This window comes from Mesorhizobium intechi (assembly GCF_002879535.1).
GTDB classification, from domain to species: domain Bacteria; phylum Pseudomonadota; class Alphaproteobacteria; order Rhizobiales; family Rhizobiaceae; genus Mesorhizobium; species Mesorhizobium intechi.
Map to the genome: position 1 here is coordinate 14,704 of NZ_PNOT02000198.1, position 25,975 is coordinate 40,678.

At 63.6% G+C, this 25,975-nt stretch carries 31 protein-coding genes and 1 tRNA gene; 14 read left to right on the plus strand and 18 right to left on the minus strand.

Going from position 1 to position 25,975, the window contains the following annotated elements; genetic code table 11:
* The first annotated feature begins 29 nt into the window (after positions 1-29).
* From C1D09_RS16660 to C1D09_RS16675, 4 genes are all read left to right on the plus strand, one after another.
* On the plus strand, positions 30-647 hold the full coding sequence (locus C1D09_RS16660) for a C39 family peptidase (RefSeq protein WP_143975336.1): 618 nt from the start codon (positions 30-32) through the stop codon (positions 645-647).
* A gap of 35 nt (positions 648-682) precedes the next feature.
* On the plus strand, positions 683-1,756 hold the full coding sequence (locus C1D09_RS16665; protein ID WP_143975337.1) for a D-alanine--D-alanine ligase family protein: 1,074 nt from the start codon (positions 683-685) through the stop codon (positions 1,754-1,756).
* Positions 1,757-1,966: 210 nt separating this feature from the next.
* Entirely contained in the window at positions 1,967-3,955 is a 1,989-nt protein-coding gene (locus tag C1D09_RS16670; RefSeq protein WP_143975338.1) for an AI-2E family transporter, read from the plus strand.
* Between the two features lie 110 nt (positions 3,956-4,065).
* Positions 4,066-4,962 carry an aminoglycoside phosphotransferase family protein gene (locus C1D09_RS16675; RefSeq protein ID WP_208760395.1) on the plus strand — a complete coding sequence of 299 codons (897 nt, stop codon included), beginning with the start codon at positions 4,066-4,068 and terminating at the stop codon, positions 4,960-4,962.
* Between the two features lie 89 nt (positions 4,963-5,051).
* On the opposite strand, the gene C1D09_RS16680 is transcribed toward C1D09_RS16675, so the two are convergent.
* Both C1D09_RS16680 and C1D09_RS16685 read right to left on the minus strand, forming a co-directional pair.
* Positions 5,052-7,370 (minus strand): glycosyltransferase family protein, encoded by a 2,319-nt coding sequence (locus tag C1D09_RS16680; RefSeq protein WP_246135776.1) that lies wholly within the window; start codon positions 7,368-7,370, stop codon positions 5,052-5,054.
* A complete protein-coding gene (locus C1D09_RS16685; protein WP_167514646.1) occupies positions 7,265-7,849 on the minus strand; it encodes a hypothetical protein in 585 nt (194 codons plus the stop codon). Before C1D09_RS16685 ends, C1D09_RS16680 begins: the two co-directional genes overlap by 106 nt.
* 204 nt (positions 7,850-8,053) lie before the next feature.
* On the opposite strand from C1D09_RS16685, the gene C1D09_RS16690 reads away from it, so the two are divergent.
* On the plus strand, positions 8,054-8,299 hold the full coding sequence (locus C1D09_RS16690; RefSeq protein WP_143975340.1) for a hypothetical protein: 246 nt from the start codon (positions 8,054-8,056) through the stop codon (positions 8,297-8,299).
* 129 nt (positions 8,300-8,428) lie between these two features.
* Here C1D09_RS16690 and C1D09_RS16695 read toward each other — a convergent pair whose 3' ends face one another.
* Both C1D09_RS16695 and C1D09_RS16700 read right to left on the minus strand, forming a co-directional pair.
* Positions 8,429-10,576, minus strand: coding sequence for a caspase family protein (locus tag C1D09_RS16695; RefSeq protein ID WP_143975341.1), 2,148 nt, complete (start codon positions 10,574-10,576; stop codon positions 8,429-8,431).
* A gap of 104 nt (positions 10,577-10,680) precedes the next feature.
* Positions 10,681-10,872: a hypothetical protein gene (locus C1D09_RS16700; protein WP_143975342.1), complete on the minus strand. Its 192-nt coding sequence runs from the start codon at positions 10,870-10,872 to the stop codon at positions 10,681-10,683.
* A gap of 118 nt (positions 10,873-10,990) precedes the next feature.
* On the opposite strand from C1D09_RS16700, the gene C1D09_RS16705 reads away from it, so the two are divergent.
* Positions 10,991-11,221: a hypothetical protein gene (locus tag C1D09_RS16705; protein WP_143975343.1), complete on the plus strand. Its 231-nt coding sequence runs from the start codon at positions 10,991-10,993 to the stop codon at positions 11,219-11,221.
* A gap of 200 nt (positions 11,222-11,421) precedes the next feature.
* Here the strand turns inward: C1D09_RS16705 and C1D09_RS16710 are convergent, their stop codons facing one another.
* Positions 11,422-12,216, minus strand: a complete 795-nt coding sequence (locus tag C1D09_RS16710) for a DUF1236 domain-containing protein (protein WP_143975366.1) — start codon at positions 12,214-12,216, stop codon at positions 11,422-11,424.
* Between the two features lie 223 nt (positions 12,217-12,439).
* On the opposite strand from C1D09_RS16710, the gene C1D09_RS16715 reads away from it, so the two are divergent.
* Complete coding sequence (locus tag C1D09_RS16715) at positions 12,440-12,739, plus strand: DUF1236 domain-containing protein (protein WP_143975344.1); 300 nt, start codon at positions 12,440-12,442, stop codon at positions 12,737-12,739.
* A gap of 225 nt (positions 12,740-12,964) precedes the next feature.
* On the opposite strand, the gene C1D09_RS16720 is transcribed toward C1D09_RS16715, so the two are convergent.
* Complete coding sequence (locus tag C1D09_RS16720; protein WP_143975345.1) at positions 12,965-13,969, minus strand: aldo/keto reductase; 1,005 nt, start codon at positions 13,967-13,969, stop codon at positions 12,965-12,967.
* Positions 13,970-14,147: 178 nt separating this feature from the next.
* Positions 14,148-14,453, minus strand: a complete 306-nt coding sequence (locus C1D09_RS16725; RefSeq protein WP_143975346.1) for a hypothetical protein — start codon at positions 14,451-14,453, stop codon at positions 14,148-14,150.
* A 272-nt stretch (positions 14,454-14,725) separates the two neighbouring features.
* Between C1D09_RS16725 and C1D09_RS16730 the strand changes: the two genes are divergently transcribed.
* Positions 14,726-14,959 (plus strand): hypothetical protein, encoded by a 234-nt coding sequence (locus C1D09_RS16730; protein ID WP_143975347.1) that lies wholly within the window; start codon positions 14,726-14,728, stop codon positions 14,957-14,959.
* Between the two features lie 91 nt (positions 14,960-15,050).
* On the plus strand, positions 15,051-16,202 hold the full coding sequence (locus tag C1D09_RS16735; RefSeq protein ID WP_167514647.1) for a sensor histidine kinase: 1,152 nt from the start codon (positions 15,051-15,053) through the stop codon (positions 16,200-16,202).
* Positions 16,203-16,450: 248 nt separating this feature from the next.
* Here the strand turns inward: C1D09_RS16735 and C1D09_RS16740 are convergent, their stop codons facing one another.
* The 3 genes from C1D09_RS16740 to C1D09_RS16750 form a co-directional block, all read right to left on the minus strand.
* Positions 16,451-16,696, minus strand: coding sequence for a DUF982 domain-containing protein (locus C1D09_RS16740; protein ID WP_143975349.1), 246 nt, complete (start codon positions 16,694-16,696; stop codon positions 16,451-16,453).
* A 1,081-nt stretch (positions 16,697-17,777) separates the two neighbouring features.
* Positions 17,778-17,851: transfer RNA gene (locus C1D09_RS16745), tRNA-Gln, on the minus strand.
* Positions 17,852-17,888: 37 nt separating this feature from the next.
* Positions 17,889-18,185, minus strand: a complete 297-nt coding sequence (locus C1D09_RS16750) for a hypothetical protein (RefSeq protein WP_167514648.1) — start codon at positions 18,183-18,185, stop codon at positions 17,889-17,891.
* A 455-nt stretch (positions 18,186-18,640) separates the two neighbouring features.
* On the opposite strand from C1D09_RS16750, the gene C1D09_RS16755 reads away from it, so the two are divergent.
* Entirely contained in the window at positions 18,641-19,177 is a 537-nt protein-coding gene (locus C1D09_RS16755) for an MgtC/SapB family protein (RefSeq protein ID WP_143975350.1), read from the plus strand.
* Here C1D09_RS16755 and C1D09_RS16760 read toward each other — a convergent pair.
* Entirely contained in the window at positions 19,174-20,076 is a 903-nt protein-coding gene (locus C1D09_RS16760) for an alpha/beta fold hydrolase (protein ID WP_143975351.1), read from the minus strand. The two genes, C1D09_RS16755 and C1D09_RS16760, sit on opposite strands and share 4 nt — an antisense overlap.
* Positions 20,077-20,227: 151 nt before the next feature.
* Here C1D09_RS16760 and C1D09_RS16765 point away from each other — a divergent pair, with 151 nt between their 5' ends.
* Both C1D09_RS16765 and C1D09_RS33185 read left to right on the plus strand, forming a co-directional pair.
* Positions 20,228-20,533, plus strand: coding sequence for a hypothetical protein (locus C1D09_RS16765; RefSeq protein WP_143975352.1), 306 nt, complete (start codon positions 20,228-20,230; stop codon positions 20,531-20,533).
* Between the two features lie 89 nt (positions 20,534-20,622).
* Positions 20,623-20,760 (plus strand): hypothetical protein, encoded by a 138-nt coding sequence (locus tag C1D09_RS33185; protein ID WP_167514649.1) that lies wholly within the window; start codon positions 20,623-20,625, stop codon positions 20,758-20,760.
* Between the two features lie 44 nt (positions 20,761-20,804).
* On the opposite strand, the gene C1D09_RS16770 is transcribed toward C1D09_RS33185, so the two are convergent.
* The 4 genes from C1D09_RS16770 to C1D09_RS16785 all read right to left on the minus strand — a co-directional run bounded on the left by C1D09_RS16770 (position 20,805) and on the right by C1D09_RS16785 (position 22,280).
* Positions 20,805-21,050, minus strand: coding sequence for a DUF982 domain-containing protein (locus C1D09_RS16770; protein ID WP_143975353.1), 246 nt, complete (start codon positions 21,048-21,050; stop codon positions 20,805-20,807).
* A 25-nt stretch (positions 21,051-21,075) separates the two neighbouring features.
* On the minus strand, positions 21,076-21,312 hold the full coding sequence (locus C1D09_RS16775) for a DUF982 domain-containing protein (RefSeq protein WP_143975354.1): 237 nt from the start codon (positions 21,310-21,312) through the stop codon (positions 21,076-21,078).
* Between the two features lie 117 nt (positions 21,313-21,429).
* The gene (locus C1D09_RS16780; protein ID WP_143975355.1) at positions 21,430-21,885 is read right to left on the minus strand and encodes a GFA family protein; all 456 of its coding nucleotides are present in this window, start codon (positions 21,883-21,885) and stop codon (positions 21,430-21,432) included.
* Between the two features lie 215 nt (positions 21,886-22,100).
* Complete coding sequence (locus C1D09_RS16785; protein WP_010910426.1) at positions 22,101-22,280, minus strand: DUF3606 domain-containing protein; 180 nt, start codon at positions 22,278-22,280, stop codon at positions 22,101-22,103.
* Between the two features lie 700 nt (positions 22,281-22,980).
* Between C1D09_RS16785 and C1D09_RS16790 the strand changes: the two genes are divergently transcribed.
* Positions 22,981-23,940, plus strand: coding sequence for a prohibitin family protein (locus C1D09_RS16790; RefSeq protein ID WP_143975356.1), 960 nt, complete (start codon positions 22,981-22,983; stop codon positions 23,938-23,940).
* 57 nt (positions 23,941-23,997) lie between these two features.
* Here the strand turns inward: C1D09_RS16790 and C1D09_RS16795 are convergent, their stop codons facing one another.
* Complete coding sequence (locus C1D09_RS16795) at positions 23,998-24,366, minus strand: VOC family protein (RefSeq protein WP_167514650.1); 369 nt, start codon at positions 24,364-24,366, stop codon at positions 23,998-24,000.
* A 229-nt stretch (positions 24,367-24,595) separates the two neighbouring features.
* On the opposite strand from C1D09_RS16795, the gene C1D09_RS16800 reads away from it, so the two are divergent.
* A complete protein-coding gene (locus C1D09_RS16800) occupies positions 24,596-25,021 on the plus strand; it encodes a DoxX family protein (protein WP_143975358.1) in 426 nt (141 codons plus the stop codon).
* Positions 25,022-25,072: 51 nt separating this feature from the next.
* Here C1D09_RS16800 and C1D09_RS16805 read toward each other — a convergent pair whose 3' ends face one another.
* Both C1D09_RS16805 and C1D09_RS16810 read right to left on the minus strand, forming a co-directional pair.
* Positions 25,073-25,378 carry a hypothetical protein gene (locus C1D09_RS16805; RefSeq protein WP_143975359.1) on the minus strand — a complete coding sequence of 102 codons (306 nt, stop codon included), beginning with the start codon at positions 25,376-25,378 and terminating at the stop codon, positions 25,073-25,075.
* 120 nt (positions 25,379-25,498) lie between these two features.
* Positions 25,499-25,768 carry a hypothetical protein gene (locus C1D09_RS16810; protein ID WP_143975360.1) on the minus strand — a complete coding sequence of 90 codons (270 nt, stop codon included), beginning with the start codon at positions 25,766-25,768 and terminating at the stop codon, positions 25,499-25,501.
* Positions 25,769-25,975 lie beyond the last annotated feature (207 nt).

Genomic DNA, 25,975 nt, shown 5'->3' on the forward strand with positions numbered 1-25,975 from the left:
GAGATGGTGCCAACTGCCCGGGAACCCCTATGAACCCATCGCCTGAAGCCGTGCCGTTTTTCAGCCAGTGGGAAACGCCTGACATGACGCTGGCCGTGCTCGCCGATGGCGCCGAAGTGGCGCTGCGGCGCGATCCGCTATGGCAAGGGTCGGGTGCGGAAACGCCAGGCGAGTATGCGGTCTGGGCCGCCAACATCTGCGGCATGGCGTGCCTGAAAATGATCCTGGCGACGCGCGGCGAGATCGTGCCGACGGTCGTACTGGCCAGACGCTGCGCCGTATATGGCGGCTATGTCGTCAACGAAGGCTCGATCAAGGGCCTGATCTACGCCCCCTTCGTCACCTTCGTGAAGGCGGAATTCGGCCTGGAGGCGCAGGTGATGACCAATGTCGCGACGTCGGACATTCCGGCGATCATCGCCCGGTCACGCTTCTTCATCGCCTCGGTCAGCAGCGCGATACGCTGGCCCGAGCGCGAGCCGCCGTCGAAGGGCGGCCATCTGGTGCTGGTGACCGCGGCCTCGGAGGACGGCTTTCGCTTCCACAACCCATCCGGCCATACCAGCGCCACACAGGCCAACGCAGTGTTGGCGCCAGCCGATTTCGACCGTTTCTTTGCCAATCGCGGCATTGCCGTCACCATTTGATTTCAAGGGATTTCGATGAAGAACGAGGTTTTTCAATGAAGGACAGGATCAGGGTCGCCATCCTCTATGGCGGGCGCTCGGCCGAGCACGACGTGTCGCGGCTGTCGGCCGCCAATGTGCTGAAGGCGATCGACCGGACGCGCTACGAGGTGGTGCCGATCGCCATTTCCAGGGACGGCAGATGGCGGCTGCAGCCGTCGTCCGAGGACGGTGCCGACGGGGCAGGGGCTCCGGTGTCGGAGGATGGCGTGGAGGTCGCCCTGCTGCCCGGCGGCAGGGGCCGGCTGGTGGCTCTCGCCAAGAATGGCGAACAGCCCGACCCCGTCGATGTCGTCTTTCCCGTGCTGCATGGGCCGTTCGGCGAGGACGGTTCGGTGCAAGGCTATGCCGAGGTCGCCGACGTCGCCTATGTCGGTTGCGGCATCCTGGCTTCCGCCGCCGCGATGGACAAGGATGTCGCCAAGCGGCTGCTGCGCGAGGCGGGGCTTGCCGTCGCCCGCTCGGTCACCGTGCGACGCGGCGATGTCGGTTCGTTCCAGGAAATTGCCGGGGCGCTCGGGTTGCCTTTCTTCGCCAAGCCGGCGCGCCAGGGCTCGTCCTTCGGGGTGAGCAAGGTGCATGACAGGGATGGCTTCGGGCAGGCCGTCGAAACGGCTTTGCGCTATGACAGCAAGGCGCTGATCGAAGAGTTCGTCGACGGCCGCGAGATCGAGTGCTCGGTGCTGGAGCGGGCCGACGGCTCGCTGACGGTATCGCCGCCCGGCGAGATCATTCCGGCCGACAAGCATGGTTTCTACACCTACGAAGCGAAGTATTTCGACGCCGACGGCGCGGTGGTGAAGGTGCCCGCCAATGTCCCCGTGGATGTCGTTGCCAGGACGAGCGAGATGGCGGCGCGGGCTTTCCGGGCGCTCGGCTGCGAGGCCATGGCACGCGTCGACTTCTTCCTGCGCGCCGACGGCTCGCTGCTGGTCAACGAGGTCAACACGCTGCCCGGCTTCACCGACATCTCGATGTACGCCAAGGCGCTCGCGGCGGCCGGCATCGGCTACAGCAAGGTGATCGACGTGCTGATCGAGCACGCGCTGGCAAGGCATGCGGCGCGCTGACCGGCTCCGTGCAGCGTCACGCCAGGGTTGCCGCCCGCCCTGCAACGTGGATCCCGACGAGCCGACAACAGCACTTCTCGCCATTGCCTCGGGTCGCAGGGAACATACCGGCCCGCACGGAATTGAAGGGTGACCAGCGGTCCGCCCGCGAATGTTGCACGCCGGCTCAATATATCGGACCATGGCCGCTGGCAGGGGGAGAGGCATCAAGTGGCGGCCAATCGTCGAAACGAGACGGCGTCCGGGACGCATGGGCTGGACGATATTCTTTCGGCCGCCGCGCCCCGTCCGCGAACCGCATTGCCCAATGTGGCGACCACCGTGACGACGGTGGCGGCACTGTATTTCGGCCGCGAGGTGTTCCTGCCGATCGCGATCGCGCTGCTTTTGACCTTTGCGCTGGCGCCCTTGGTTTCAGCGCTCAAACGGGTCGGCATTCCCCGGACCGCCGCCGTCATCGCCAGTGTGCTGGGCGCATTCGCGGCCCTTGCCCTGTTCAGCTTCATCATCGCCACGCAGGTCAGCGAACTGGCGCAGAACATTCCGGTCTACCAGACCAACATCCTGGCCAAGATCCGGTCGCTCAAGGAGACCGGCGTCGGCGGCGGGATCATCGCCAGATTGAGCGACGTGGTCGAGCGTGTCGGCCAGGAGATAGACAGGCAGGACGCCACGCTGCCGGCCGCCACTCCCGACAAGCCGCCGCGCGAACCGGTGCCGGTCGAGATCGTCGCGCGGGAAAGGCCGCTCGAGGTCCTGCAGAACATAGTCGGTCCGCTGATCAGCCCGCTGGGATCGGCCGGACTGATCATCGTCGTCGTCATCTTCATGCTGCTCGAGCGCGAGGATTTGCGCGACCGGTTCATCCGGCTTGTCGGCTATGGCGACCTTCACCGCACCACCGAGGCGCTTCAGGATGCAGCCAAGCGCGTGGGCCGATACCTGCTCATGCAATTGGTGGTCAACATCGTCTACGCCATTCCGATTGCCATCGGGCTGTGGATCCTCGGCATTCCCAATGCCCTGTTGTGGGGGCTGCTGGCGCTGGCGCTGCGGTTCGTTCCCTATATCGGTCCGGCCATCGGCATGCTTTTGCCGCTGTTCCTGGCGCTGGCCGTGGCGCCCGGCTGGTCGCTCGTGTTGTGGACGGCGGCCCTGTTCGTGGTCATGGAACTGGTCACCGGCAATGTCGTCGAGCCCTGGCTCTACGGCTCGCGTACCGGACTGTCGCCGCTGGCGATCATCGTCGCGGCGATCTTCTGGACATGGCTGTGGGGTCCGCTCGGGCTCGTGCTGTCGACGCCGCTCACCGTCTGCCTCGTGGTGCTGGGCAGGCATGTGCCGCAGTTTGAATTCCTCGACGTGCTGTTCGGCAACGAGCCGGTGCTGGAACCGCATGCGCGGCTCTACCAGCGGCTCCTGGCCGGCGACCCGGACGAGGCCACCGATCACGCGGAGGAAATGCTGGAGGAAAAATACCTGGTCGAATTCTACGACAAGGTCGCCATTCCGGCCCTTCTCTTGGGCGAGCGCGACCGCGTGCGCGGCGTCATGGGCGACCTGCAGCGACGGCAAGTGGCGGCCAGTGCCCTGACGCTGGTGGCCAATCTCGAAGACGATGCGAAAGAGGAGGCCGACGGGGACGATGCGCCGCACGTCGCCGAGGCAGAGGGCGAACCTCGCGACGCGGCCGAAGAGGACGAGGCCGAACTGCCCGACGGCACCGGCATGTCGGTGCTTTGCGCCGGCGGGCGCGGCGAACTCGACGATGCCGCCGCCGCGATGCTGGCGCAGGTGCTGGAGGTCCAGGGGGCGGCCGCGTCGAAGGCCGGCTTTGCCGACATGGAACCCGCCAGCATCCGCCGCCTCGAACTCGATGCTGTCGACACGGTGGTGGTCGGCTTCCTGAATCGCGATTCCGTCAAGCACGCCCGCTTCCTGGTTCGGCGGCTGAAGCGCGCGAAGGCGGCGCTTCGGGTGGGCATCGTATTCTGGTCGGAAAACGGCAATGGGGACGAGGAAGCGGCGGCCAAGCTGGCCCAGGACATCAACGCGGATTTCGTCGCCCACGGCATGGTCGACGCCGTGACCGGCGCGCTGTCGAACGAGCCGCCGGTGGCGCTGAAGCTCGTCGCCAAGCGGCGCATGCGCCGGCCGCGCGCTACGCCACGGAAAGTGCCGGCCGCGGCGGCGGGCTAGGGGCGGAAGCCGATCGCTGGTTCGACCTGCCGGTAAAGGCGCTTATCGTGGCTTTACACCGTATCCCGGTCGTCGGCGCCAGCGGATCGAACTCGGCAGGACGAGAACCCATGATGCATGACGATCAGGTGAATATCGACATCGATATCGCCCGCCAGATGATCCGCGATCAGTTTCCCCGGTATCGTCATGAGGACATCACCTGGATCGGATCGTCGGGAACCGTCAACGCCATCTTCCGCGTTGGCTCGAAGAGCGCCGCGCGGTTCCCGCTGCGGGCGATGAACCCGGCCGAATGCGCCGATATGCTTCGGTCGGAGGCCGCTGCCATGGTCGAGTTTGGAGAACATTGCTTGTTTGCGACGCCGCAACCGATCGGGCTCGGCGAGCCCGGCCCTCGATATCCAATGCCATGGACATTGCAGACATGGGTCGAAGGCGAGGTCGCCACGCCGCACGGGCTAAGCGGATCGACGACGTTCGCCCTTGACCTTGCACGCCTCGTGGCATCGTTGCGCCGGGCGGACACACGAGGCCGGCGCTTCGACGGGCAGGGACGTGGCGGACATCTGCCCGATCATGACGATTGGATGGCTGTTTGCTTCGAACACAGCGAAGGCCTGCTCGATGTGGCTCGACTGCGCGATTTGTGGGCTCGGTTGCGGGAATTGCCCGCCACGGGGCCTGTCGTGATGAGTCACAAGGACCTTATCCCGGCAAACCTTCTCGTTCGGGGCGAGCGTCTCGCCGGCGTGCTTGATGGCGGCAGTTTCGGGCCGGCCGATCCGTCGCTGGACCTGGTGGCCGCGTGGCATCTTCTGGACCGCGAGCGAAGGGCGATCTTTCAGCGCGACCTTCAGGTCGGGGACCTCTCATGGAAGCGCGGTGCCGCCTGGGCATTCCAGCAGGCCATGGGCCTCGTCTGGTATTACCGCCGCACCAATCCCGCCATGAGTGCGCTGGGGCGCAGCACGCTCGCTCGCATTCTCGACGATCCTCACATCTGAGCTCTGGTTGTCGGCGGGCCTCGGCCATGCCGGGGGATGCTGGCGCGGACCTGGTTTGAAGGATCGCCAACGTGTTGCTCGGCGCCACATCAGCTATCCCTGGTGATGTCCCAGTCAGTTCGGACCATCCTGGCATGGTCTTCGATATAGTTCGCGATGACGTCGGCGCCGTTGGTCCAGGGGACCGCCTCGCAGCGCGCCGCCATTCCTTCGCGCTCGGTGGGGTCGAGCAGCTGTTCGATGAAGCGGTCAACATGTGGGAGGTCATGGTCGCGCCGCATCAGCAGGCCAAAACCGCCAAGCTCTGCCCAGCGGGCGCGGTTGAGCTGCAGGTCCATGTCCTCGCTCTCGTTGGGCACGAACAAGGTCGGCACCGCGCCAAGGATGTTCTCATGAAACGTGTTGTAGCCAGGCGCGACGACCGCGGCGTCGAATGCGCGGCTGTAGCGGAAACTCGGGAACAGCTCGACGATGCGATGCCTCGGGCCGACCGGATCGTCTGACTCGAAATCGGCGCGGATCGGCGAGCGGATGTCCAGCACCAGCGTGTCGGGACGGTCTAACAGGGCCTTGAGAACGCCGTTGCGGACGCCGCGCATGTCGAAATTGCTGCCGGAGCCGAGTTGCAGGGCGACGACGGTCGTGCCATCGGGTATTTCGAGGACGTTGCGCGCGGCGGCCCTGTCCAGGCGCTGGTTTGGCTCCAGCAACAGCACCGGCGGAACCAACAGAACCTTATCGCGCACTTCCGACGTGGGGCCGTGATCGAATTCATCGGCCAGTTCACCAGGCTCGATCACAGCGTCGAATGCGTCCGCCATCTCAAGGAACGGGCGGTGCGATTCCCGCCACATCGGTCGACGTACCCAGATCGAGAACAGGTTGGGTTCCATGGCCAGGGCCGCGACGACGCCGTCGAAGACAGCCGTGGCGTCATAGGCAAATACCGCGGGACGCAGATGACTGATCAGGTCGAACAGCTCTTCGGCGAGCACGTCGTTCCAGTCCTTGGGCGCGGCATCGATGCCGCGGTGATGGGGCAGGAAGTGAGCGTGATACCCCTGCTCGGCTGCAATTTTCAAGGCGTAGGACATTGTCGCAAAGACCGGCTTCAGCCCTCGCGGCAGCCGCTGGGCGACAGCCATCTGCTGCGCGAGATGCCCCATTCCGATGCCGTTGGACGATGCAAACAGCACCTGACGTATCGGCAGAGGCCGGGTCGCGGACGCGCGCACGCCCGCCGCATCCCGTGGCCGGGAAATGTTGAACAGCCTCTCAAGGCGTTGCGGAAACAGCTTGGCGGAATGGTGACGGGCAACGAACTCCCTGGCCAAGGCCGATTGTTGTGCGTAGGCGTCCGCGTCGGTGGCGAACTTGCCGATGACGCGCTCAACATCTCTGGGCGCTGCATAGACTGCTGCGTCACCGAACAATGGCTGGAAGTGCGCGGGCAGAATCGTGACGAGACCTACCGCGAGCGCTTCGAGGATCGTGCGGCCAAAGGCCTCCGACCAGGAATCGCTGTGGTAGTAGACATAGAAATCCAGCCCTTGGAGAAACCCGGGAATGCCGGTCCATGCAAAGGGCATTGTTTCCCAGTTGGCCGGCAGCGGACCATAGAGTTGCTGGAGGAAGGGGCCGCCGCCCAGGATCCGGATGCTGTAGCGGCTTGCGTCGGCGGGATAGATACGCAGCGCGTCGGTGGTCCTGCTCGGCCATTTCAATTTATCCGGGCGGGCATGGCGGCCGATGATGACCGGATTGTGCGGGGGGCCGTCCGGCCTGCGAGGCCAGTCGTCGAGATCGATCAGATTGGTCCAGTCTTCAGGCAGGAGGTCCGCGTCCTCAGGCAAATGGCGGGGCAAGGCGTCCCGAACGACGGCGCTGACGGGGGCGAGCCAGACCTTGACGCCAAACGCCCAATGGCAATTGCTTACGACGCGCGCGAGGTCGTACTGCAGTTTGCCCCGCCGGTCGACCATGGGATGATGGAGAACCATGACCATGCGTTCGGTCCGGATGCCGGTCCGCCTGGTGAAGCGGTTGGACATTATCGCCGGATGATGCGCCAGGACGAGGTCGGCGTCGACTTTCGTCTCCGGGTCGATCCGTTCTGTCGCACCGCCATCAACGAGTGCCCGCAAGTCCGGATGCATCGGGTAGGGGTGACGCAGCAATGGTCCCTTCACGGCAAGCAAGCCGGTCTTGAAACCCGCGCGGGCGGCCGCACGGATTTCCACGGCGAGCGCCGTGGAGGTGCCGCCTTCGAAGCGGACATCAGCGACAAATAGAATGTCCAGCCTCATGATCTGGGCACGTCGGCGGCGTTGGGGATGGATGCAGTCGGTGCCGCCGCCAGGAAACTGTCGATGGTCGTGCCGTAAGCCAGGACACGGCGGGGGCGCCATTTTGCAAGAAGGAGCCCCCAGCGCTCCTGCAAATAAGCCTGCCAGGGCATGTCGGCTGCGTGCAGCCGTTGCTCAGCCAATGGAGGCAGATATTCGAAAATCACACCGTGACGGCGGAATATCGTGAAGTCCGAATTGTCGGTCAGATAGATGAGCCGGTCGCTCTTTCCTGAAAGCTTGCGCTTGGTCGTAACAATGATTTCTTCGAGGAAATCAGGATTGACACCTAATGTCGTAACGATAATTGTCGAAATTTCTTCCTTGGATTTGTATACATAAATATCACCCGGAGCTTCATCTCCTGGGTCCTGCTTATCCTTTCGAAGGAAGAGTTCCTTGAGCTTTCTCATCTGAATGGCGCTCACATGAAGGATGCAGGAATCTACCAATGGCGATTTGTACGTGTCAAACGTTTCAGGTCGATGCGCCGCGCCGGTGATGCCGGCACATTGTCGTTGCGCTGCAACCTTTGCGGCCATGGCGAGAAAGCCCCGCAACGGCGGCACACTCCGGTTACATGTCTTCGCCAAACTCGGCGGGCAGTCCGTCACCAAGCAGGGCTGGTACACTCGCCTGCGTTCCCCTTGACTATGGGGAAGTAGGCGTATTTTCTTGTTACGGCGTGACGTTGGAAGTCCTGGTGCGATACCGCGGCCGTTTTGGCCGAGGCTGGAGCGACGCAAATGGCAAGATTGCTGCTGGCAAAGATGGCTTCGGCCGCCGCCTTGGTTTCGACCTCAGTCATGCTGAGCGGATGCTGGACGATCGCAGGAAGGCCCATCCTGTGCGATTTCGGTTTTTCGCTGAAGGATGGACGGTGCGCCAAGGTCACCAAGGTCACCAAGGTAACCAAGGTAACGAAGGTAACGAAGGTAAGTGCGCCTCGACGCGACAAAGCGAGCCCGACGCACGGCGATTCGCACTATTGATCCACCGTCTTTTTCGGCCCAGTTTTGCCGGAGTGATCTTTGATATCCGGTTGTGCTGCAAGAAGATATAGAGACTTTCCTCGTCGTATAGCAAAATCGTTTCGAATATGGCGCGGCGGCTATCGCGCGTTACGGGCCATTCTGTTTGATGTATAGTTCGACTTCTCCGTCTATTTCTTTTCGAGTCGCGGGGTCTATCTTCTTGGCTATCTCTGCCTTCGCCTGTTCTCCCTGATCGGCCCGAAGCCTCGCGGCGAGCGAGGCGTCGAAATAGGCTCGGCGCAGGTCAGGCTTGCCGGTGAATACCCCGTCGCGATGCCCCCAGGCGAGACGGACGTAGGCGTACTCGTTTCCCCGGTTCGCCGAAAGCTCAAGGAGGGTCAAGGCGCGGCGAGGATCGGCAGGTAGCTTGCGGTCGCCTTTCAGATACAGCTGCGCCATAAAATAGGGCGCGTACCTGTTGCCCATGTCGTTTGCGCGCTGCAACAGGTCCAGTCCCCGCGGTACGTCCTTTTTCACGCCTTCGCCCGCGAGATACGCCTGTCCCAGATTTGCCATCGCATCGATCTGGCCGGTATCGGCTGCTGCTGAATACAAGGAGGCCGCCTGGACGTAGTCTTGCTTGACGCCCGTGCCGAGGCGGTACGCGTCGCCGAGCGCGGTGATCGCATTCGCCCAGCCACTTGATGCGGCCAGACGATACCAAAGAACGCCTTCCTCCGGCAGCTTTGGTACGCCCTGGCCGGCAATATAGGCGGAGCCGATGTCGGTCCTGGCTCTGAGGTTGCCAAGCGCAGCGGCGCGAACGTAAAAGTCGAACGCGCGGCCGTAGTCGATCTCGCGCCCCATGCCGACGCGCGCCATGTAGCCCATGTTGATGAGCGCGGCGCTGTATTGCTGATTGCCGGCCAATTCGTAGAAATGCTCGGCCCAGCTGTAGCGCCTGGCAATTTCCAGAACACGGCCGAACTGGAACTGCAGGCGCGGATTGTTGATGTCGGCCGCCAGTGCGAAGGCACAGGCGCGCAACGCGTCCCGAACGTTGACGAGCCCGTTGGTGACACCAGGCACCGCGCGCTGTGGATCGTTGGGGTCGGCGGCGTAGAGATCGCAATCCGTGACCATCGTCCGCATGCCGCGCTGCGTGTCGGGCAGGTTGCTCGGCCAGATACGAAAGGTCTCGCTGACGGCGCGCTCGCCGGCCTGCTGGAATACGAACTCCTCGCTTAGCGCCTTGTCGCTCGCCTCGACCGGCGCCGCGGCCGCGATCGAGCTGGAGACCAAATTGCCGTTGACATAGAGTCCGCGCTTGGTCAACGCAGCCACCTTGAAGCGGCTCTTCTCCGTCGCCTCGGCCGCGTAGCGGCTGTTCGGAAAGACCTTCACAAAGCGCTCGAAGTCCTCCGGATTCTGGCTGTCGCTGATGAAGGACCATAACACCTCATCGATGGTCAGGCCGCCATTCGCTTCGGCGGCGTGCTCGTTTTGCGCAACCTGCTTGCCGGCGTCACCCTGCCGGAAGACGAATTTCGTTTCGATCGAGCCGGTGATCCAGGGAATTTGGGAGCCGCCCGTCGCCTGGCGAACGTCGCCGCGCACCGTGCGGAATGTGTCGTACACATCGAGATTGGGCATGAGCAGGGCGTTGGCGAGCGCCGACGAATAGGGGCTGTTGATGCCCGTCCCGTCATAGGCGACCTCACCGGCGCTGGTGGCAAAGGCCACCAGCACCTGGCCGCTGCCGGCCTCCGTGTAGGCGAGGCCTTGCTGCAACCCCTTCTCCTTGGCCACCGGATTGTTGCGGCAGGCATCGAGGATGAAGACTTTCACGCCGACCGGATCGTTCTTCACGATGTCGATCAGATCGTTGAGCCTCATGGCGTCGGCCGCGACGTCCTTGGCCGACGAGATACGCGTATCGACGGGGAGCAGCAGGTTCTGGCCGTTATACTGCAGGGCATGGCCGGCATAATAGAAGACCGCCATGTCGGCGCCTATCAGATGCGCGCGTATCGCGTCGTTCAGGTCTTTCTCCGCCGATTTCTTGACATCGTAAAAGAGCAGGACGTCGAATTTGAGCTCGGTCAAGGTATTGGCGATCAGCTTGGCGTCGTTGCGGGGATTGGTCAGCGGGGCAAACGGATATTCGCTGTTGCCGACGACAATGGCCGCACGCCGCTCGGCGTGGGCCTGGGCGAGCCATAGCGCGCTGAACGTGGCCAGGAGCGCGAGCAGGAGGCCTTGCCTCAAATAGCTGGAAAAGCTCGTTCGCAACATGCCTTCACCGCCATCTTCCAGAGGGAAGCATCCAGCTGATCATAACCCAAGCAACGGCAAAACTCCAACGCCCGCGGGCGCCGTGCACGGCGGGCGTCGCAACCTCACATACCGCTGGAGCCTCGGATCAGGCCGGAAAAACCGAGCGCCGCCGACGTCGCGAGGCGCGCCGCGCCGAACATGTTTCGGTATTCGACCGACAGCACGCGCTCTCCCATGACATCAGCGCGGATTTCGTCGCCAATGACAGGGTCGATGCCGTGACAGGCGCGCCGGCGACGGAAGCCGCCGCTCACCCTCAAGCTCGTCGCCAAACGGCCCGGCGAGCCGGGGTAGCTCAAGCCCGCCGGAACACAATGTCATGCCACCGCGTTTCATTGTCCTGGAAGGGACGATTTTGATGGAGGCTGAACAATGCGCAGCTTCGAAATGGTCGATCTGCTGTACGTGGTCGAGGCCTGCAAGCACGACCGAGTGGTCGGAAATTTTGTCTCGATGGCCGAGGGCGTGGAAGAGTTGCGGGTGCTGACCGGCGATTTCGTGTCGCCGGACGATGTGGTGGCAAACGCCCTGTCCAGCGTGGCCCTTGCACGAGGCTGCTCCGTTTTGTTCGACGAACAGGCAGGCGCTGAAATCCAGCTTTGACTCCCTGGCAGCCCCCAGCACGTGGTCGCTGCCGCAAAGGCGGCGAAGGACGATGGGTTTCCGTCCGCCCGCAAGTTCGGTGCGGGAATCTGCTTGCGCGCATAAGCCATTCTGGTTCCGTCGCCAATTGTTTCAACTGCAGAATTCAGGCAAACGCCCGCCACCTTGATGTGGCGGGCGGTTCGAAGCCCTGGCCCAAGTCAGGTCAGGATAAGCACGACCTTCAACGTATCTGGATCGACGATGACGATCCGGCCGTCGGCCAATACGAAATACTCGTAGCTTTCATAGGCCGGTACGATCTTGACTATGCGGGCGGGCAGACGATGCAGCCGGATCTTGTGCCGGGGTACCTCGACGCCGACTGAAATGTCGAAATCGACAGTGGACACCGGCTCGACCTTGGTCTCCTTGATGACCTGGGTGATCTGGGTCTTCTGTTCGACCGTCACATTGCTGATGGAAGCAGTCGACCCCTGATCAGTCTGTGCAGAGGCCTTGCCCTGAGCCTGCTGGTCGGTCTGGACCTTGGCCTTGCCCTGCGCCTGCTGATCGGTGGTCGCATTTGCCTTGCCCTGAGCCTGCTGGTCGGTCTGGACCTTGGCCTTGCCCTGCGCCTGCTGATCGGTGGTCGCATTTGCCTTGCCCTGAGCCTGCTGGTCGGTCTGGACCTTGGCCTTGCCTTGGGCCTGCTGATCGGTGGTGGCGTTTGCCTTGCCCTGGGCCTGCTGGTCGGTCTCGACCTTGGCCTTGCCCTGAGCCTGCTCGTCGGTCTTGAGCTTCGGCTTGCCTTGAGCCTGCTGGTCCGTCTGGACCTTTGCCTTGCCTTGGGCCTGATCGCCCATCTTCATCTTCGAGCCTTTTTGACAGTCGGCCGTGCCGGCGGCGCAATTGGCGTCGCCGCCAGACTGGGTTTCAGCCGGCTGGGTCTGAGCCACCGCGGCACCGCATCCAATGCCGAGCGCGAGCATGCTGGTCATCAAAATTTGCTTCATGGGAGGTCTCCTCGAAAGCATCAGTCCCTTCGAGGGGTAAACCTCAACGAAAAAATTTCGTTCCAGGCGAATCGGCAAAAGGGACAGGTGGAAATCTAGCGGAACAAGCCACATCCGATGGCGTTACGGCGAGAGCCCGCGGCTGCCAATGATGTCAATCGCGCAGCGTCGCGGCTCGCACTTCCAAAGGAAACTCGCACTTGCAAAAGGAAAGGAGACAACCATGAGGATACATCTTACCACTGCCGCGGCAGGACTTTTGCTACTCGCCGGCGTCGGTGCCGCCGCCGCTCAGGATGTGGTGATCCAGCCAGAGCAGGAAACGGTGATCAAGAAGTATGTGCACAAGCAGCCGCTGGCTTCCGTCAAGCTTCCCGGAGTTGAACTCAATGTCGGCACTGCTCTGCCCGACACCGTCGAACTCCATGAAGTTCCCAACGTCAAATACCGCTACGTCGTGGTGGACAATCAAACTGTCGTGGTTGATCCCACCACACGCAAGATCGTCAAGGTCATTCAGTGATCCAGGCCCATCAAGGCCCGCCGCTTCCTCGGTGGCGGGCCTTGCCGCTGACGACGGCGACCGACGGTTTGCGGGCAGAATATCCGTCTGGCGTTCCTCGTGGTTTGCGGACAGCTGCCATCGTCAGGCGGGGCCTTTGAGCCATCACCAATAGACTTCAGCGGCAGTGCGCGGAAAAGCACCGGCCCCCGCATCCAATGCCGCGATGAACGTGCTGGAGCCCAGCTACCGATCGACCATCGCCATGCCGCGCTCGCCATAGCGCGGGCCGGCGATCTTTCCCGGTGCTAGCGCCTCGTCGAGCGCGGCCATTTCGGCGGCGTCGAGTCTCAGCGAGGCGGCGGCGATGTTCTCCTCCAGGTATTTCCTGCGCTTGGTGCCGGGGATCGGCACGATATCGACAGCGAAATCGCCGCTTTTGCCGAGCAGCCAGGCCAGCGCGATCTGTCCCGGCTTGACGCCCCGGGCGGCCGCGATGTCGCGCACGGTGCCGGCCGCCTCGACATTGGCGTCGTAATTCCGCCCCTGGTAGCGCGGGTCGTTGCGACGGTAGTCGCCTTCCGGATAATCCTCCGCGCGCTTGACGTCGCCGGTGAGGAAGCCGCGGCCGAGCGGTGAGAAGGGCACGAGGCCGATGCCGAGTTCCTTGAGCAGCGGGATGATCTCCGGCTCCAGATTGCGCTCCCACAGCGAATATTCACTCTGCAGCGCCGAGACGGGAAAGGCTGCATGCGCCCGGCGGATGTTGGCGCTACCTGCCTCCGACAGGCCGAAAAAGCGCACCTTGCCCTCGGCCACAAGCTTGCCGACCGCGCCGGCGACATCCTCCATCGGCACGCCAGGGTCGACGCGGTGCTGGTAAAGCAAGTCGATATGGTCGGTGGCGAGCCGGACTAGCGAGGCTTCCACAACCTCGCGTATATGCTCGGGCCGGCTATCGACGCCGCCGATCTGCTTGCCGTCTTCGATGCGGAAGCCGAATTTGGTGGCGATCGTCACCTGGTCGCGTCTGCCCTTCAGCGCCTTGCCGAGCAGTGCCTCGTTGGTGTGCGGGCCATAGACCTCGGCGGTATCGAGAAAGGTGCAGCCAAGTTCGATGGCGCGGTGCAGCGTGGCGATGGACTCGGCCTCGTCGGCCGGGCCGTAGGACTGGCTCATGCCCATGCAGCCGAGGCCGATGACCGAGACTCTCAATCCCTGGCCGCCGAGTTTTCGTGTCGCGAGGGTCATGGTTGCGCTGCTCCGGTTACGGTTTGCAGCACCATATAGAGCACGCGCTCAGTTGCCATAGGTGTCCGGCGCTGTCTCAACCGACTGTGATCAAGGGCGCCAGGCAGGCCCAGGCCGGAGCCACGCGTCAGTCCGGATATTGGACGCCGCGACCGGAGGGCGCGACGCTAGGGCGACATCACTGGATCGAGGCCGGCTGGGAGAGATCGAGGGGGACGTTCGCTGGTTCCTCACCCTCGACAATGCCGTTTCCAGACAGCGCCAACCCATTGCCCAAAGCGTCGAATTCGATCGCCGCGCCAAGCAGTTGGGCAGCTCGCAGAACCAGATATTCAACATCCTCGAGGGCGACGTTCTCGGCCAGATTCTTGACCCTGACCTGCTCGGCCGTCGCCGTGATGTTGACGATGCCGGCCGTCTTGAATGCCCTCTCGACCGCCGAATTGACGTCGCCGCGCAAGCGCATGGAGTAATCGTAACGCATCGAAACCTCCCAATGCGAATGGTTTTCCGTTCAGGCTGAAGCATGCGCCCGGGGTGTCGGTCTGGCAAGTGAAATCTTCAAAATATACAAATAAAATCAGTTAGTTAGTTTAATTACAGGAATGGGCATCAGGCGTCTGATACGCATCATGCGCTGGATGCGCGGAGACCCCACTGGCCGGTCTTGACGCGTCATGTGGGCTATCATAATTATAAGCCGAATGAGCTAGATACTAACTCAGCGTATTTTAGTCCTGAGCGGGGAGCGCGCACATGGCTGAACTGGAACGTCCGGAACGGCTGCAGATCATGCTCACCACGGACGAATTGGCGGCGCTGGAAAACTGGCGTTTCGAAAAGCGCATGCCGAGCCGCTCGGCAGCGGTGCGGGAACTGTTGCGGCGCGGTCTTTCCTCGGACGGGTTCCTGATGGCCGAGCAGGGCGTCAAGTCGCAGGAGTTCGGCGTGCTGCCCGACGGCAAGACAGGCGATCAGCCTTCGGAGTGAAGCTGGTTTCATCGGTGGCGCGCGCATGCGAATTGACACGGCATGCGAATTGACTCGGGGAGATTGTCTTGATCCGCTTGCGCACTACCTCATGCCGATGAGCGAAATGGTGGCGGCGACGGTGGACATCGCAAACAACCAAAAACACGACGCGACCGCGGACGCACGCCTCGCGGCCATCGTCGATTCCTCTTTCGATGCCATCATCAGCAAGGATTTGACCAGCATCATCACGAGCTGGAACCTGGCGGCAGAACGCATGTTCGGCTACACCGCCGAGGAAGCCGTCGGCCAGTCGATCCTCATGCTCATCCCCGATCACCTCAAGAGCGAGGAGACCGAGATCATCAGCAAGGTTCGCGGTGGCCACCGCGTGGCGAGTTATGAGACGACGCGGAGGCGCAAGGACGGCGTGCTTATCTCCGTCTCGCTGACGGTTTCGCCGATCAAGAACGCCAATGGCGAGATCGTCGGCGCCTCCAAGATCGCCCGCGACATTTCCGCCGCAAAGGAGAGCGAGCGCCGGATCAGGCTGCTGATGCGCGAGGTCAACCATCGCGTCAAGAACCAGTTCGCGGTCATCCTTTCGATGGTCAGGGAGACGAGCAAGCGCTCGACCGACCCGCTGGAGTTCGAGGAATTGATCCGCGCCCGGATCATGGCGCTGTCGCGTTCGCATGATCTGCTCGTCACCTCGGAGTGGGCCGGCGCCAGCCTGTTCGACCTGATCCAGGAACATCTGAAACCCTTCGGCCGCGAGGAGCAGATCCTGCTCTCCGGCCCCGTCCTGACGCTGCAGTCGAATGCGGTGCAGAATCTAGGCATGGCTTTCCACGAACTCGGCACGAATTCCTCCAAATATGGCGCGTTGGGCAGCGAAGACGGCCAGGTCAAGATCACCTGGACAATCAGCTCAGGCGCGCAGGAATCCGGCGCCCAGGATTTGGGTGCCAAGGACTTTGGCACCAACAGTGTCGCTGCATCGGGCGGACGCGACTTCCAGCTTTGCTGGACCGAGACTTCGACGCCTCGCCCGGACGACAAGGCTGACGAGAGCGCGCGCAAGGGGTTCGGCACCGTTGTCCTGCAGCGGGTGGCGCCGCAGTCGCTGGGCGGTTCGGCTCAACTGGAGCGCTCGCCCGGCCGTCTCAGCTGGCGCCTCAATGCGCCGCTCGCATCGATCATCGTGCCGCAAGCCGGCGTCGACGCCGACGACGACGCAGCGCCGGGATTCGGCCGCTGAGCGTCCGGTATGCCCCGTAGAAGGGAATTGGCGTCGTCTCTCCGTCGGGCAACGGTTGGATTTTGACCGGCACTGCAATCGCCGCGCTGTTCCGGACCAGCGATAATCAGGGGCGGGTGGGCATAGCCCGCAAAAGGGCGTCGTGCCCAACCGGGGCCGCGGGTTTATCGCCGCCCCGGTTTGCCGATCCCGGGTGATGAGGGAGATGCCTTTCGGCATCGACTTCCCCAACGGTGATGCGGCGCGGCCTACTCGACCAGTATATGCGCCTCGCGCGCGGCCTCGATCAGAGCCTCCCTGGCGGCAGCGGGAGGCAAGTCGCCACTCGTCGCCCGGCGGCAGGCGCGCAGGGCGGACTGATGTTTCAGGCTGCCTGCGTCGCGCCAATGCGTCGTCAGCAATTCGATGGCCTGCTGTGTATTGGAGAGGTGGCGCGTGGCGCCGGCCACACCGACCGAAACCACAACTGGCTTGGAGAACCACGCAGTTTCCATTGGAACCTCGAGAAGGTTGCCGGCTAAAACGCGTATGTCGGCGCAAGGTTTCATCCTTTCCAATCACCGTCGCGTGAAGCCGGGCACTCCTGTTGGCGCAACGCCTCGTCCCTGGCTGCGCCAACCCTGCACGATGTCGGCGCTCACCTCGACGATGGCGGCACCTTCGGACGTTCGCTCGGCCAGGTCCTGCGGGTCTTCTCGATGGAAAGAAAAACGCGTTCCCCAGTCCGCGGGATCGCCTGGAAAATGGCGTCGGTAGCGCACTGGAAACCACGCGTGGTAACTGTTGATTCAACCATTGATGGTATTTTACATGTGTGTGGTGGCGGCTCCGGCTGTGCAACGGGGGCCGGGTTACCGGAGCCGCCTACGCGGTCCGGTTGGGGTTTGACCGCGCTGTTCCAAAATAGGACAGCGCGGTCAACGATTCGTTAAAATCCAAAACGGCTAATTAAGTTGCCGCTAATTGAACGGCGATTTTGCCGCGATGGGATCCGATCAAAGGTGAAATCGCCGGTTGATTGGAACATTAGTCATATCTAATTGTTTGTGTTTGTCGGCGGGGCGGGGCATCCCGCCGAAGATCGGGTTTTCCGATCGGCCCGCGCGCCTCTGGCCGAGAGCGCGGGCCTGCACCCCGGCATGAGGGCGGCCCGGCACACCTCTGGTTGGGGAAAGCAGCGCACCGGGCCTAACCGGCCTGGGGCGGCTGCCGGCTGGCCATATATGCGGCAGGCCTCGTAGAACTGAAGCATTCAAATGAAGGAGATGTGTATCGCGATTGGATAAAGTACCGGAACGTCCAATGGACGATACCGGAACCAAAGCGGTTACATCGGACCTTTGCCTGAGGGCATAGGACTTTGGTCCCCATGGTAAGCCCGCCACGGAGCGACCTGCACGGGGTTGCAGTGTGGCTAGGTGCCGGGGGAATCGACTGCTTGCGGTTGCACCGTGAACCACGTGGCCGCGTTATCCTATGGTGTGATCGCGCAGCGCCAGCCTTGGATTGCCGCCGCTCGATTGCGGTGGATATCCGACAGGAGGAAGTTCCAGAAGCCGGCGATCTGGTTGGGCCTGGTTCCCGCTCATGGGCTCGAACCACGATTCACGCCTTCAAAGGGCGCTGTCCTACCATTAGACGAAGCGGGAGAAGCTCCGATATTTATGCCGTTGGTACGGCGAAGCGTCAATTCGGGAAGTTGTCGACCGGCTCCTCGCAGCGATAGACCGGGCAGTGCCCGTCGCGCGCCGGGATATAGGCCGACATCGGCACTTCCGGCCAGTCGCATTCATTGCCGAACTGCCTGACATAGCGGTCATAAGTGTTCGGTCCCGTGGTCAACACCACCGCGCGGCGGCTCTGGATCATGGCCCGGATCTCGGCGCAGCTCATGCCGCGGCTGTCGGGCCGGGCCTCGGCGGCGGCGGTCGCGGCGAGGAAGGTGCCCAGGGTCATCAACAGGACAGGAAGGCGAGGGGACATGGCGGCTTCTCTTGGTTCGGGTGCTCAATGCATTGTCCCATAAAACCCCATGATTTGTCCGCCGGTTCCGCGATGGGCCGCGCATGGCGCCGAACAGACGCGGCGCGAGGCCGCCGGCGCAAACCAAATCAGGCGTCGCGCATTGCTGGTCATCGATGGCAGGAAGCCTTACGAAACGCCGCAATGGTGGCCCGGAAACGAGGGCCGCGAAGCCATGTGCTGTTCCTTTTGCGGCGGCGGCGACCACCGCTTCGAGGATTGCCTGCAAAGGACTGATCCGCCTGCCGCTCCATCCAGGGACGATGCGGACAAACCTCGCTGACCGGTTTGCGGGAACCGGATAGCCACCACCGTTTGACCGCTTCGCAGCAGTCATAGAACGACGTCCACCGCCAGGTGGACGGAACCGCCGTCCGTCACTCACGTTGTGGCCGGCAGCTCTTCAAAGGGAAATCATGGAACAGCTCGTCGAGGAATTTGGCCATCCGACCTACACCCCGTTTCCAGTCATCGCCGCGCGTTTGCTGCTGGCGACGCTGTACGGCGCGGTGATCGGCTTTGAGCGCGAATGGCGCAACCGTCCCGCCGGGCTGCGTACGCATATCCTGGTCTGCGTGGCCGCCGCCACCTTCGGTATCCTGACCATCGAGATCGTCCACGCGCCGATGTTCGCGCAGGAGTCTGTCAAGGTCGATCCGATCCGCGTGGTCGAGGCGGTGACCGCAGGCGTCGCTTTCCTCGCCGCCGGGTCGATCCTGTTTTCGCGCGGAGAGGTGCACGGGCTGACGACAGGCGCCGGCATGTGGCTCGCCGGTGCGATCGGCGTCGCTTGCGGCCTTGGCCTCTGGCAAGTGGCCGGCCTTGCCACACTGATCGTGCTGATCGTCGCGGGGCTTGTGTATCGGCTCGGACCCCGACCGCAGGGCACAAAGGGCGAAAGCCATTCGGCGTCTCCTCCCTCGAGCAGCGGCGCTGGCAAGGTCGACCGCTAGGCCCGGCCCGGTTCGCCGAAGAAGTCCGCCAATGCCTGAGCGGTTTGTTGCGGCGCCTCCTCCGGGAAGAAATGGCCGCCGGGCATGGCCCGGCCGCGGACATCGTCGGCCCAGCCTCGCCAAAGAGCCAGCGGCCCGCCTTCGCCCGCGTACCAGTCGGCAAGCGCGCCCTGGCCGCTCCACAGCGCCAGCACCGGACAGCGGATACGCCGGCCGGCCGCCCTGTCGGCATGGTCATGCTCGCGGTCAAGCGTCGCCGCGGCGCGGTATTCCTCGCAGATGGCGTGGATGTGGGCCGGATCGCGCAAGGCCTCGATGTAGGCCTGGCGCACCTCGCGCGGAAATGCCGATGGCGGCGATCCCCAGCCGCCGAGCGCGTTGTCGACGACCGCCTCGGCGGATCCCGCCAGCATCAACTCCGGCAAGGGCTCGGGCTGCGCCAGCAGCGACCAGGGCCAGTAGCCCTGCGCCAGTCTGGCGTCGGCCCGATCCCACGCGTCGGCGGTCGCGACGATGTCCAGCACCGCAAGCTTTTCAACGCGGCCGGGATGATCGAGCGCCATGCGGTACGCGACCCGCCCGCCGCGATCATGGCCGGCGACCATGAAGCTGCCAAAGCCGAGGTGGGCCATCAGGGCCGCCATGTCGGCGGCCATGGCCCGCTTGGCATAAGGGGCATGAGCGCTGTCGGACGACGGGCACGCGCTGGCGCCATAGCCGCGCAGGTCGGCGCAGATGACGGTAAACCGCTCGGCCAGGGTCGGTGCCACGTCGCGCCACATCAGATGGGTCTGCGGAAAACCGTGCAGGAGCAGCAGCGCCGGACCCTTGCCCGCACGGCGGATAAATATGCCGGCATCGCCGGTATCGATTTCCATCGATTGAAAGTTACGGAACATGGTGGTGCCTCCTTGCCGGCAACGGCCGGAGGCCGGATTTGGTTGCGGGCGATCGCATGGCGCCGACCCTGGTTCGCCAACCTTTCGCGCGGTTGGGCGTTGTCCCTGCGAGGAAGGCCGCTGGCGGCCATCAAAGCAAAAGGAGGCTCAGATGAAAAAACCTCTGGCCATCGCGTCGCTGATGCTGGCCCTGGCTGTGCCGGCGGCGGCACAGACGGAGCAGCAGCAAGGCGCCAACAAGGCGGCCCCGCAGGCCGACAAATGCCGGGTCGAGACGGATCAGGGCGGCAAGCAGCAGCAATCTGGCGGCGATCTGAGCGAAAAGCTCGATGACTGCGGCGGTGTGCTGAAGCCGCCGGCCACGGGCGACCAGGGCATGGCGACACCGGCGCCCGACGAGGGCAAGACACCGGTGATCAAGCCGGGCCAGGTGCCGGCTCAACCGCCCGCCAAGTAGAAAGCCTGCGGCGGCATTATTTCCGCGCGCTGGAACCTCGTATCCCGGGAAACGTTTCTTTCAAGAACTCAATTTGAAAGGACGGGGTGTTGAGAGATATTGCCAGCACAGCCACGTTTATTGCCTCCATCGCCATCGTCATCGTCCTGATGCTGATCGTGCCGAAGAGTTTAGGGTTCGAGACCTCTCATCCGATCGTGGATGGGGATTTGCCCGCGCAAAAGTAGGGATGGCCTCAACAGAAGGCGAGGGCGCCGCCTGCTTGTCGGGGTTAGCGAACCAGCAAGCCGGCATGATCGCACAGCGCCGTAAAGGCCTCCTGCGCCTGCGCCGCGCCGTCCTTGTTTGCCAGCGCCGCTTCGATCTTTGCGCGCGCGGCCTGGTAGAAGGGACCGCGGCTGGCATGCGGCCAGTCGATCAGGACTTCACTGGCGTCCTGGAGGGTTGCCACCTCACGGATCGTGTCCGAGCCATGCGGCTTGATCCGCACCGGTGTCGACAGCATCACATCGGCCATTGTTTTTCCCGCCCTCTGGTTTCCGCTATTGGAGGACGCGGGCTTCGCGCGCGGCGTCGATCATCGCCCGCATCGCCTTTTCCGGCGGTATCCAGCCGTCCAGCGCATCGCGACAGCAGCGCAGCGCAGCCCGATATCGCCGGCCTCGGCCAGCAGGCCAGTCGCCCAGACATTCCAGGCCCTCCCAGGCGCTCCGCACGACGCGTTCACGCTCGGGGGCGAATTTCAGCCGGATCGGTCGGGGAAAAATCTTGTCGTTCAACTGACATCTCCGTGGCATGTCGCCCGACGCTGACCGCGGTTGTGGACGACGGTGCGCGTGAGGGCGCCGGATAACGCCGTCGACAAGGGAGGGGTTCCAGGCTCGGAAGATCAATTTTCAGTCGTGCGCGACGGCGTCGGACAAAGGTCTCGGTGACGGCGGCGCGGCGCCTTCCGGCGTTGGCCCGTCATAGGTCCGGTCATGCTCGAATTGCTCGGTGCCGGGCAAGGCGTGCAGCCAGGTCTCGCGGCGGCCGATCCACAATTCATACTGCGGCTCCAGGTCGGTCGGCGCGACGTCGAGGCTGCCCAACATCACCTCGACTTCATCGTCCCCGACCCAGGCGACGCGGCTGCCGCAGGTCGGACAAAAGCTGCGCGTGCCGTAAGAGGCGACTTCGCCCGATGTCTCGAAGGCGTCGCGCGGCCATATCGCAAAGGCCGCATAGGCCGAGCCGCTGGCCTTGCGGCAGTCCTTGCAGTGGCAAAGGCCGACGCGTGTCGGCTGGCCGGTGACGACCAAACGCACGCCGCCGCACAGGCAACTGCCGGTTCTGCGTGAGATGTCGGACATGATCGCGGCCCTCCCTCGGCCTGGCTCTCGTCAGTCTGGCACGCCAGGGGCCGGGCGGAACAGATGGCTAGCCATTTCGTTGGCCAGCACCCGGGAAAAAATCCCCGTTTATCGTACCGCCGACCGGGTTGGTGCTCCCGACCCGGTCTATGCGGCCCGCGGCATCCTTCAGCGCAAATGCCGGCGAAATGCTAGCAGCTCGCGGCCGCCGCCGTCTATCCGCGCGCGGCCATGTGGTTGTCGAGCTTCTTGCGCGACGGGCCGTAGCGCTTGATGATGGTCTGGGCTTCGCTCTGCGGGATGCCGTATTTGCGCGCGAAGGCGGCGACCTCGTAGGTCTCCTCGCTCGAAACCAGCTTGCGGTCCTGCTTGATCTTCGTCTTGTCGTCGGGCATGGCGTGCCTCGCTTTCTGTCAGCCGCACGGTCGCGGGCATCAGTATATAGGATGCCGCGATCAGACATAACAGCGATCGGCGCTGCTGGTTCCATGGCTGACGGCGGACCGGAGCCCGGCCCGACGCGGATCGCAGGCTGTCAGGCCGATGCGGGGACGGGGCCAACGGCATGAGGACCGGCCTCGCCGCATTCGGCGCAAGGAGCGCTGGCGCCGGGACAGCCGCGCCGATGGGTGCCGGCGGGACAGCAAAGCCCGTTGGAGCTTGTCCAGCGCGGGCACTGGAAAACCTGCCCGGTGCCGCCACAGCCGTTACACTCGAGGACCGGAGACCGGACCAGACAGGACCTCGTCCTGAACCTGACGCTCGCGCCCAAACTTACCCCCCAAATGGATGCACCGGACATGCCTGTATATTAGCCGCATCTAACAATACCACTTTGCTGGTCACGGACAAGTTGCGGGATCGCCAATCCTGTTGATCGGTGGCGCCCATCGCCGGATGTCGCGACGCGGCGACGGTCAAGGCCTTGGCCCTCTCGATTCTCCCCCGGGGGGAGGAGGATCATAGCATCGGCTGGCAAACCGAAATAATCCGATTTTACTGGCGCGGACAGCCGCGGCACTCCACATCTTAGCAATGTTGCCGGCATGATTCCGCGTAATCGCGGGATCGGGCAACGACAACGGGGGGGTGGCAATGACTGACACGCAAGGGAATTCGAACCGTGCCCTCCAGCACGGGGCCGTCGGGCCGCGCTCGATCGGCAGCGGCATTGTCGCGCTGGCCATCGTGCTGGCGCTGGTCGGTGCCGTCATGGGATCCTGGTACACGATCGACCAGGGCGACCGTGGCGTGCTGTTGACCAATGGCGCATTGAGTTCGGTCGTCGATCCCGGCCTGCATTTCAAACTGCCCTGGCTGCAGCGGGTCGAGAAGATCAGCCTGCGCCAGCAGGTGTTGAAATGGGGCTGCGAGAACCAGAGCGATTGCGGCAATCTGCCGGCCATGCAGGCCTATTCGCGTGACCAGCAGCCGGCCGATATGCGCGTCACCGTCAATTTCCACGTGCCGGAGGCGGAGGTCTCCAACGTCTACACCAATTACGGGTCGATCGAAGCGCTGGCCGACCGGGTCATCGCCCGCAAGGCGCCGCAGGAGATCAAGACGGTGTTCGGCCAGTACGACGCCGTATCGGTGATCCAGAACCGCGCCAAGTTCAACAAGGATGTCGCCGACGCCATCTCGTCGGTGACCGACGGCCCGGTGATGATCGACAGCGTCCAGGTCGAAAACATCGACTTTTCCGACGCCTATGAGCAGGCGGTCGAGGCGCGGATGACGGCGCAGGTGGAAGTGCAGAAGCAAGAACAGAACCTGCAGCAGGAAAAGATCAAGGCCGACATCGCGGTCACCCAGGCCAAGGGCCGTGCCGACAGCGTCAAGGCGGAAGCCGAGGCCAGCGCCTACAAGACCAAGATCGAAGGCGAGGCGACGGCCGAAGCGATCAAGGCGCGCGCCGCCGCCCTCGCCAACAATCCGTTGCTGGTCGAATTGACCAAGGCCGAGAAGTGGGACGGGCAATTGCCGAAGTCGATGATCCCCGGCTCGACGGTGCCGTTTCTGGAACTCGGCACGCCGGCCCCGGTGGCGAACTGAGATCCAAGCGCGGCAACGAAGAGCCAGATCGTGATCCCGAACGAGCTTCGGAAGGGATCACGCCCTTGGTTCAAAAAGCTCGACCACGTTGCCGGACGGGTCCTCGCAAAGGATCTGGCGGCCGCCCGGGCCGTCGACGATCTCGTTGCGGAACGGCACACCGGCATCGCGCATCCGGGCGGCGAGCGCCGGCAGGTCCCGCACTTCGATCACGATGCGGTTCCAGCCGCCGGGCTGCGGCGTGCGGCCATCCGGCATCGGCCTCGCCGCCGACGCCATCGGGCCGGCGAGCCAGAACGTCAGGTCGTCACGCTTCAAGATGGCCATCGCCGGACCGAACTGCTGCCGCAGCGCGAACCCCAGATGGCTGGTGTAAAATTCTATCGCCAACTCGACATCGCTGACGAGATACCGGACCGTCGCCATTGCTGGCTCTCCTAGCAAACCGATCAAGCGCCCCTTGTCAGCGTAGCCATCGGGGCAGGCAGCGGCAAGGGTTGGAGCCGCGGCGACGGCCTGCTGTCCGTGAGCGCCGGACCTGTGCCGACGTCCGTCGCGGCAGCGCTTTCGGACAAAAAATTACGGGCCGGTGTCGGAACCGCGCGGCATCGCTCGTCCTTGGGGTCGATATCCAATGCAACCCTGGAGAGACAATATGCCGGACATCATTCAATCGCCGTGGCAGACCGCGGCCCTTCTCATCGCCCGCCTGATCTTCGCCGCCGTCTTCCTGATGGCGGTGACCTTCAAGTTCATGGGCATGGGTGCCACTGCGGACTTCATCGCCGCCGCCGGCTTTCCCTTCCCGCTTCTCCTCGCCTGGTGTGCGGCGATCCTGGAGGTGGCGCTGGTGCTGTGTTTCCTGAGCGGCGCCTTCTTCACTCAGGCAGCCTTGGTCGCGGCGGCCTATGTGCTGTTCCTCGGCTTCGCCTTCCACGGGCCCAGCCACTGGGCGGGCAACCAGGCCGAGTTCGGCTTTTTCGTCGACCATTTTTCGTTCATGGCCGGCCTGCTCTTCGCCGCCGTCCACGGGCCGGGACGGACGCTGGCGCTGAACCTGGGCTGGCCGGGCAAGGCATGACGCGCGCCGCAGCGGTTCGCCGTTTCCGCAAGAACGGTGGACTCCTCGGCCTCACATCTGATCGTTATACGGCTCCTTCATCTGGCCGACCATGCGGGCCAGTTTCGAGAAGGACGGCATGTCGGCCTCCGGCTGGCACTGGTTGGCGAGCTCCAGCAGCCGGATCGGAAAATTGACGGCGTCGCGGCTCGACGCCGACATGCCGTTGGATCGCTCCTCGCCGGTTTCGCTGGCCTCGGCCTTGCGCAGCGCGATGTCGATCTCCTGCGATGTCAGCACCCCCTTGCGAACCAGGACGTGGTTGATCGAGGCGACGGCCATCAGCAGGCCTTCGAGTTGCAGATTGGCGACGTTCATGGTGATTGCTCCCTCCAGTGACCAAGGGGGAAACGCGCCAGCGGCGTTTCCGATCCGAAGCCAGGCGCGGAGCCGGTTTGGACCGGGCATGCCGGGCAGGCGCCGGCTCGTGCTGCCGGCCTATTCCTGCGTCAGGCGCTCGCCATATTCGCGCCACACCTCCTTGACCTCCAGGTTGCCGAGGCGCGGGATCGACGGATCGCCGCAGGTGACGGCGACGTCGGTGATGTCGTAGTTGGGGTAGGCGTTTGCGACGAAGCGGATCGCGTCGCCGAGCGAGTTCACGCGGATGATCGGATCAGCCTGACCCTGACCGGTGCTGCGCACACCGGAAACCGTGGCTGGAGCATGCCGCATCCTGAAGACGGATGCCATGGCTGGTCTGTCCATCGCCCTCTCCTAAAAGGCCGTACGACGCGAATCATTCCATGAGCTTCTGCTGATGGTCCCACAGCTGCCGGCTGATGAAAAGCCGGTTATCCGGTTCGGGTTTCGGCGGCGGCGCGGAGCTGATCGAGGCGGAAGCTCGAGGGCTTCAACGATCTAGGAATTTTTTCCTTGACCGGGTGAGGGCAGCCATGCTACATATTTGTCCAT

Coding starts and splice junctions, on each gene's coding strand:
- C1D09_RS16660 (WP_143975336.1), top strand. CDS start 30: ATGAACCCATCGCCTGAAGCCGTGCCGTTTTTCAGCCAGTGGGAAACG.
- C1D09_RS16665 (WP_143975337.1), top strand. CDS start 683: ATGAAGGACAGGATCAGGGTCGCCATCCTCTATGGCGGGCGCTCGGCC.
- C1D09_RS16675 (WP_208760395.1), top strand. CDS start 4,066: ATGATGCATGACGATCAGGTGAATATCGACATCGATATCGCCCGCCAG.
- C1D09_RS16680 (WP_246135776.1), bottom strand. CDS start 7,370: ATGGCGCCCCCGCCGTGTCCTGGCTTACGGCACGACCATCGACAGTTT.
- C1D09_RS16685 (WP_167514646.1), bottom strand. CDS start 7,849: ATGGCCGCAAAGGTTGCAGCGCAACGACAATGTGCCGGCATCACCGGC.
- C1D09_RS16690 (WP_143975340.1), top strand. CDS start 8,054: ATGGCAAGATTGCTGCTGGCAAAGATGGCTTCGGCCGCCGCCTTGGTT.
- C1D09_RS16695 (WP_143975341.1), bottom strand. CDS start 10,576: ATGTTGCGAACGAGCTTTTCCAGCTATTTGAGGCAAGGCCTCCTGCTC.
- C1D09_RS16705 (WP_143975343.1), top strand. CDS start 10,991: ATGCGCAGCTTCGAAATGGTCGATCTGCTGTACGTGGTCGAGGCCTGC.
- C1D09_RS16710 (WP_143975366.1), bottom strand. CDS start 12,216: ATGAAGCAAATTTTGATGACCAGCATGCTCGCGCTCGGCATTGGATGC.
- C1D09_RS16715 (WP_143975344.1), top strand. CDS start 12,440: ATGAGGATACATCTTACCACTGCCGCGGCAGGACTTTTGCTACTCGCC.
- C1D09_RS16720 (WP_143975345.1), bottom strand. CDS start 13,969: ATGACCCTCGCGACACGAAAACTCGGCGGCCAGGGATTGAGAGTCTCG.
- C1D09_RS16725 (WP_143975346.1), bottom strand. CDS start 14,453: ATGCGTTACGATTACTCCATGCGCTTGCGCGGCGACGTCAATTCGGCG.
- C1D09_RS16730 (WP_143975347.1), top strand. CDS start 14,726: ATGGCTGAACTGGAACGTCCGGAACGGCTGCAGATCATGCTCACCACG.
- C1D09_RS16735 (WP_167514647.1), top strand. CDS start 15,051: ATGCCGATGAGCGAAATGGTGGCGGCGACGGTGGACATCGCAAACAAC.
- C1D09_RS16740 (WP_143975349.1), bottom strand. CDS start 16,696: ATGGAAACTGCGTGGTTCTCCAAGCCAGTTGTGGTTTCGGTCGGTGTG.
- C1D09_RS16750 (WP_167514648.1), bottom strand. CDS start 18,185: ATGTCCCCTCGCCTTCCTGTCCTGTTGATGACCCTGGGCACCTTCCTC.
- C1D09_RS16755 (WP_143975350.1), top strand. CDS start 18,641: ATGGAACAGCTCGTCGAGGAATTTGGCCATCCGACCTACACCCCGTTT.
- C1D09_RS16760 (WP_143975351.1), bottom strand. CDS start 20,076: ATGTTCCGTAACTTTCAATCGATGGAAATCGATACCGGCGATGCCGGC.
- C1D09_RS16765 (WP_143975352.1), top strand. CDS start 20,228: ATGAAAAAACCTCTGGCCATCGCGTCGCTGATGCTGGCCCTGGCTGTG.
- C1D09_RS16770 (WP_143975353.1), bottom strand. CDS start 21,050: ATGGCCGATGTGATGCTGTCGACACCGGTGCGGATCAAGCCGCATGGC.
- C1D09_RS16780 (WP_143975355.1), bottom strand. CDS start 21,885: ATGTCCGACATCTCACGCAGAACCGGCAGTTGCCTGTGCGGCGGCGTG.
- C1D09_RS16785 (WP_010910426.1), bottom strand. CDS start 22,280: ATGCCCGACGACAAGACGAAGATCAAGCAGGACCGCAAGCTGGTTTCG.
- C1D09_RS16790 (WP_143975356.1), top strand. CDS start 22,981: ATGACTGACACGCAAGGGAATTCGAACCGTGCCCTCCAGCACGGGGCC.
- C1D09_RS16795 (WP_167514650.1), bottom strand. CDS start 24,366: ATGGCGACGGTCCGGTATCTCGTCAGCGATGTCGAGTTGGCGATAGAA.
- C1D09_RS16800 (WP_143975358.1), top strand. CDS start 24,596: ATGCCGGACATCATTCAATCGCCGTGGCAGACCGCGGCCCTTCTCATC.
- C1D09_RS16805 (WP_143975359.1), bottom strand. CDS start 25,378: ATGAACGTCGCCAATCTGCAACTCGAAGGCCTGCTGATGGCCGTCGCC.
- C1D09_RS16810 (WP_143975360.1), bottom strand. CDS start 25,768: ATGGACAGACCAGCCATGGCATCCGTCTTCAGGATGCGGCATGCTCCA.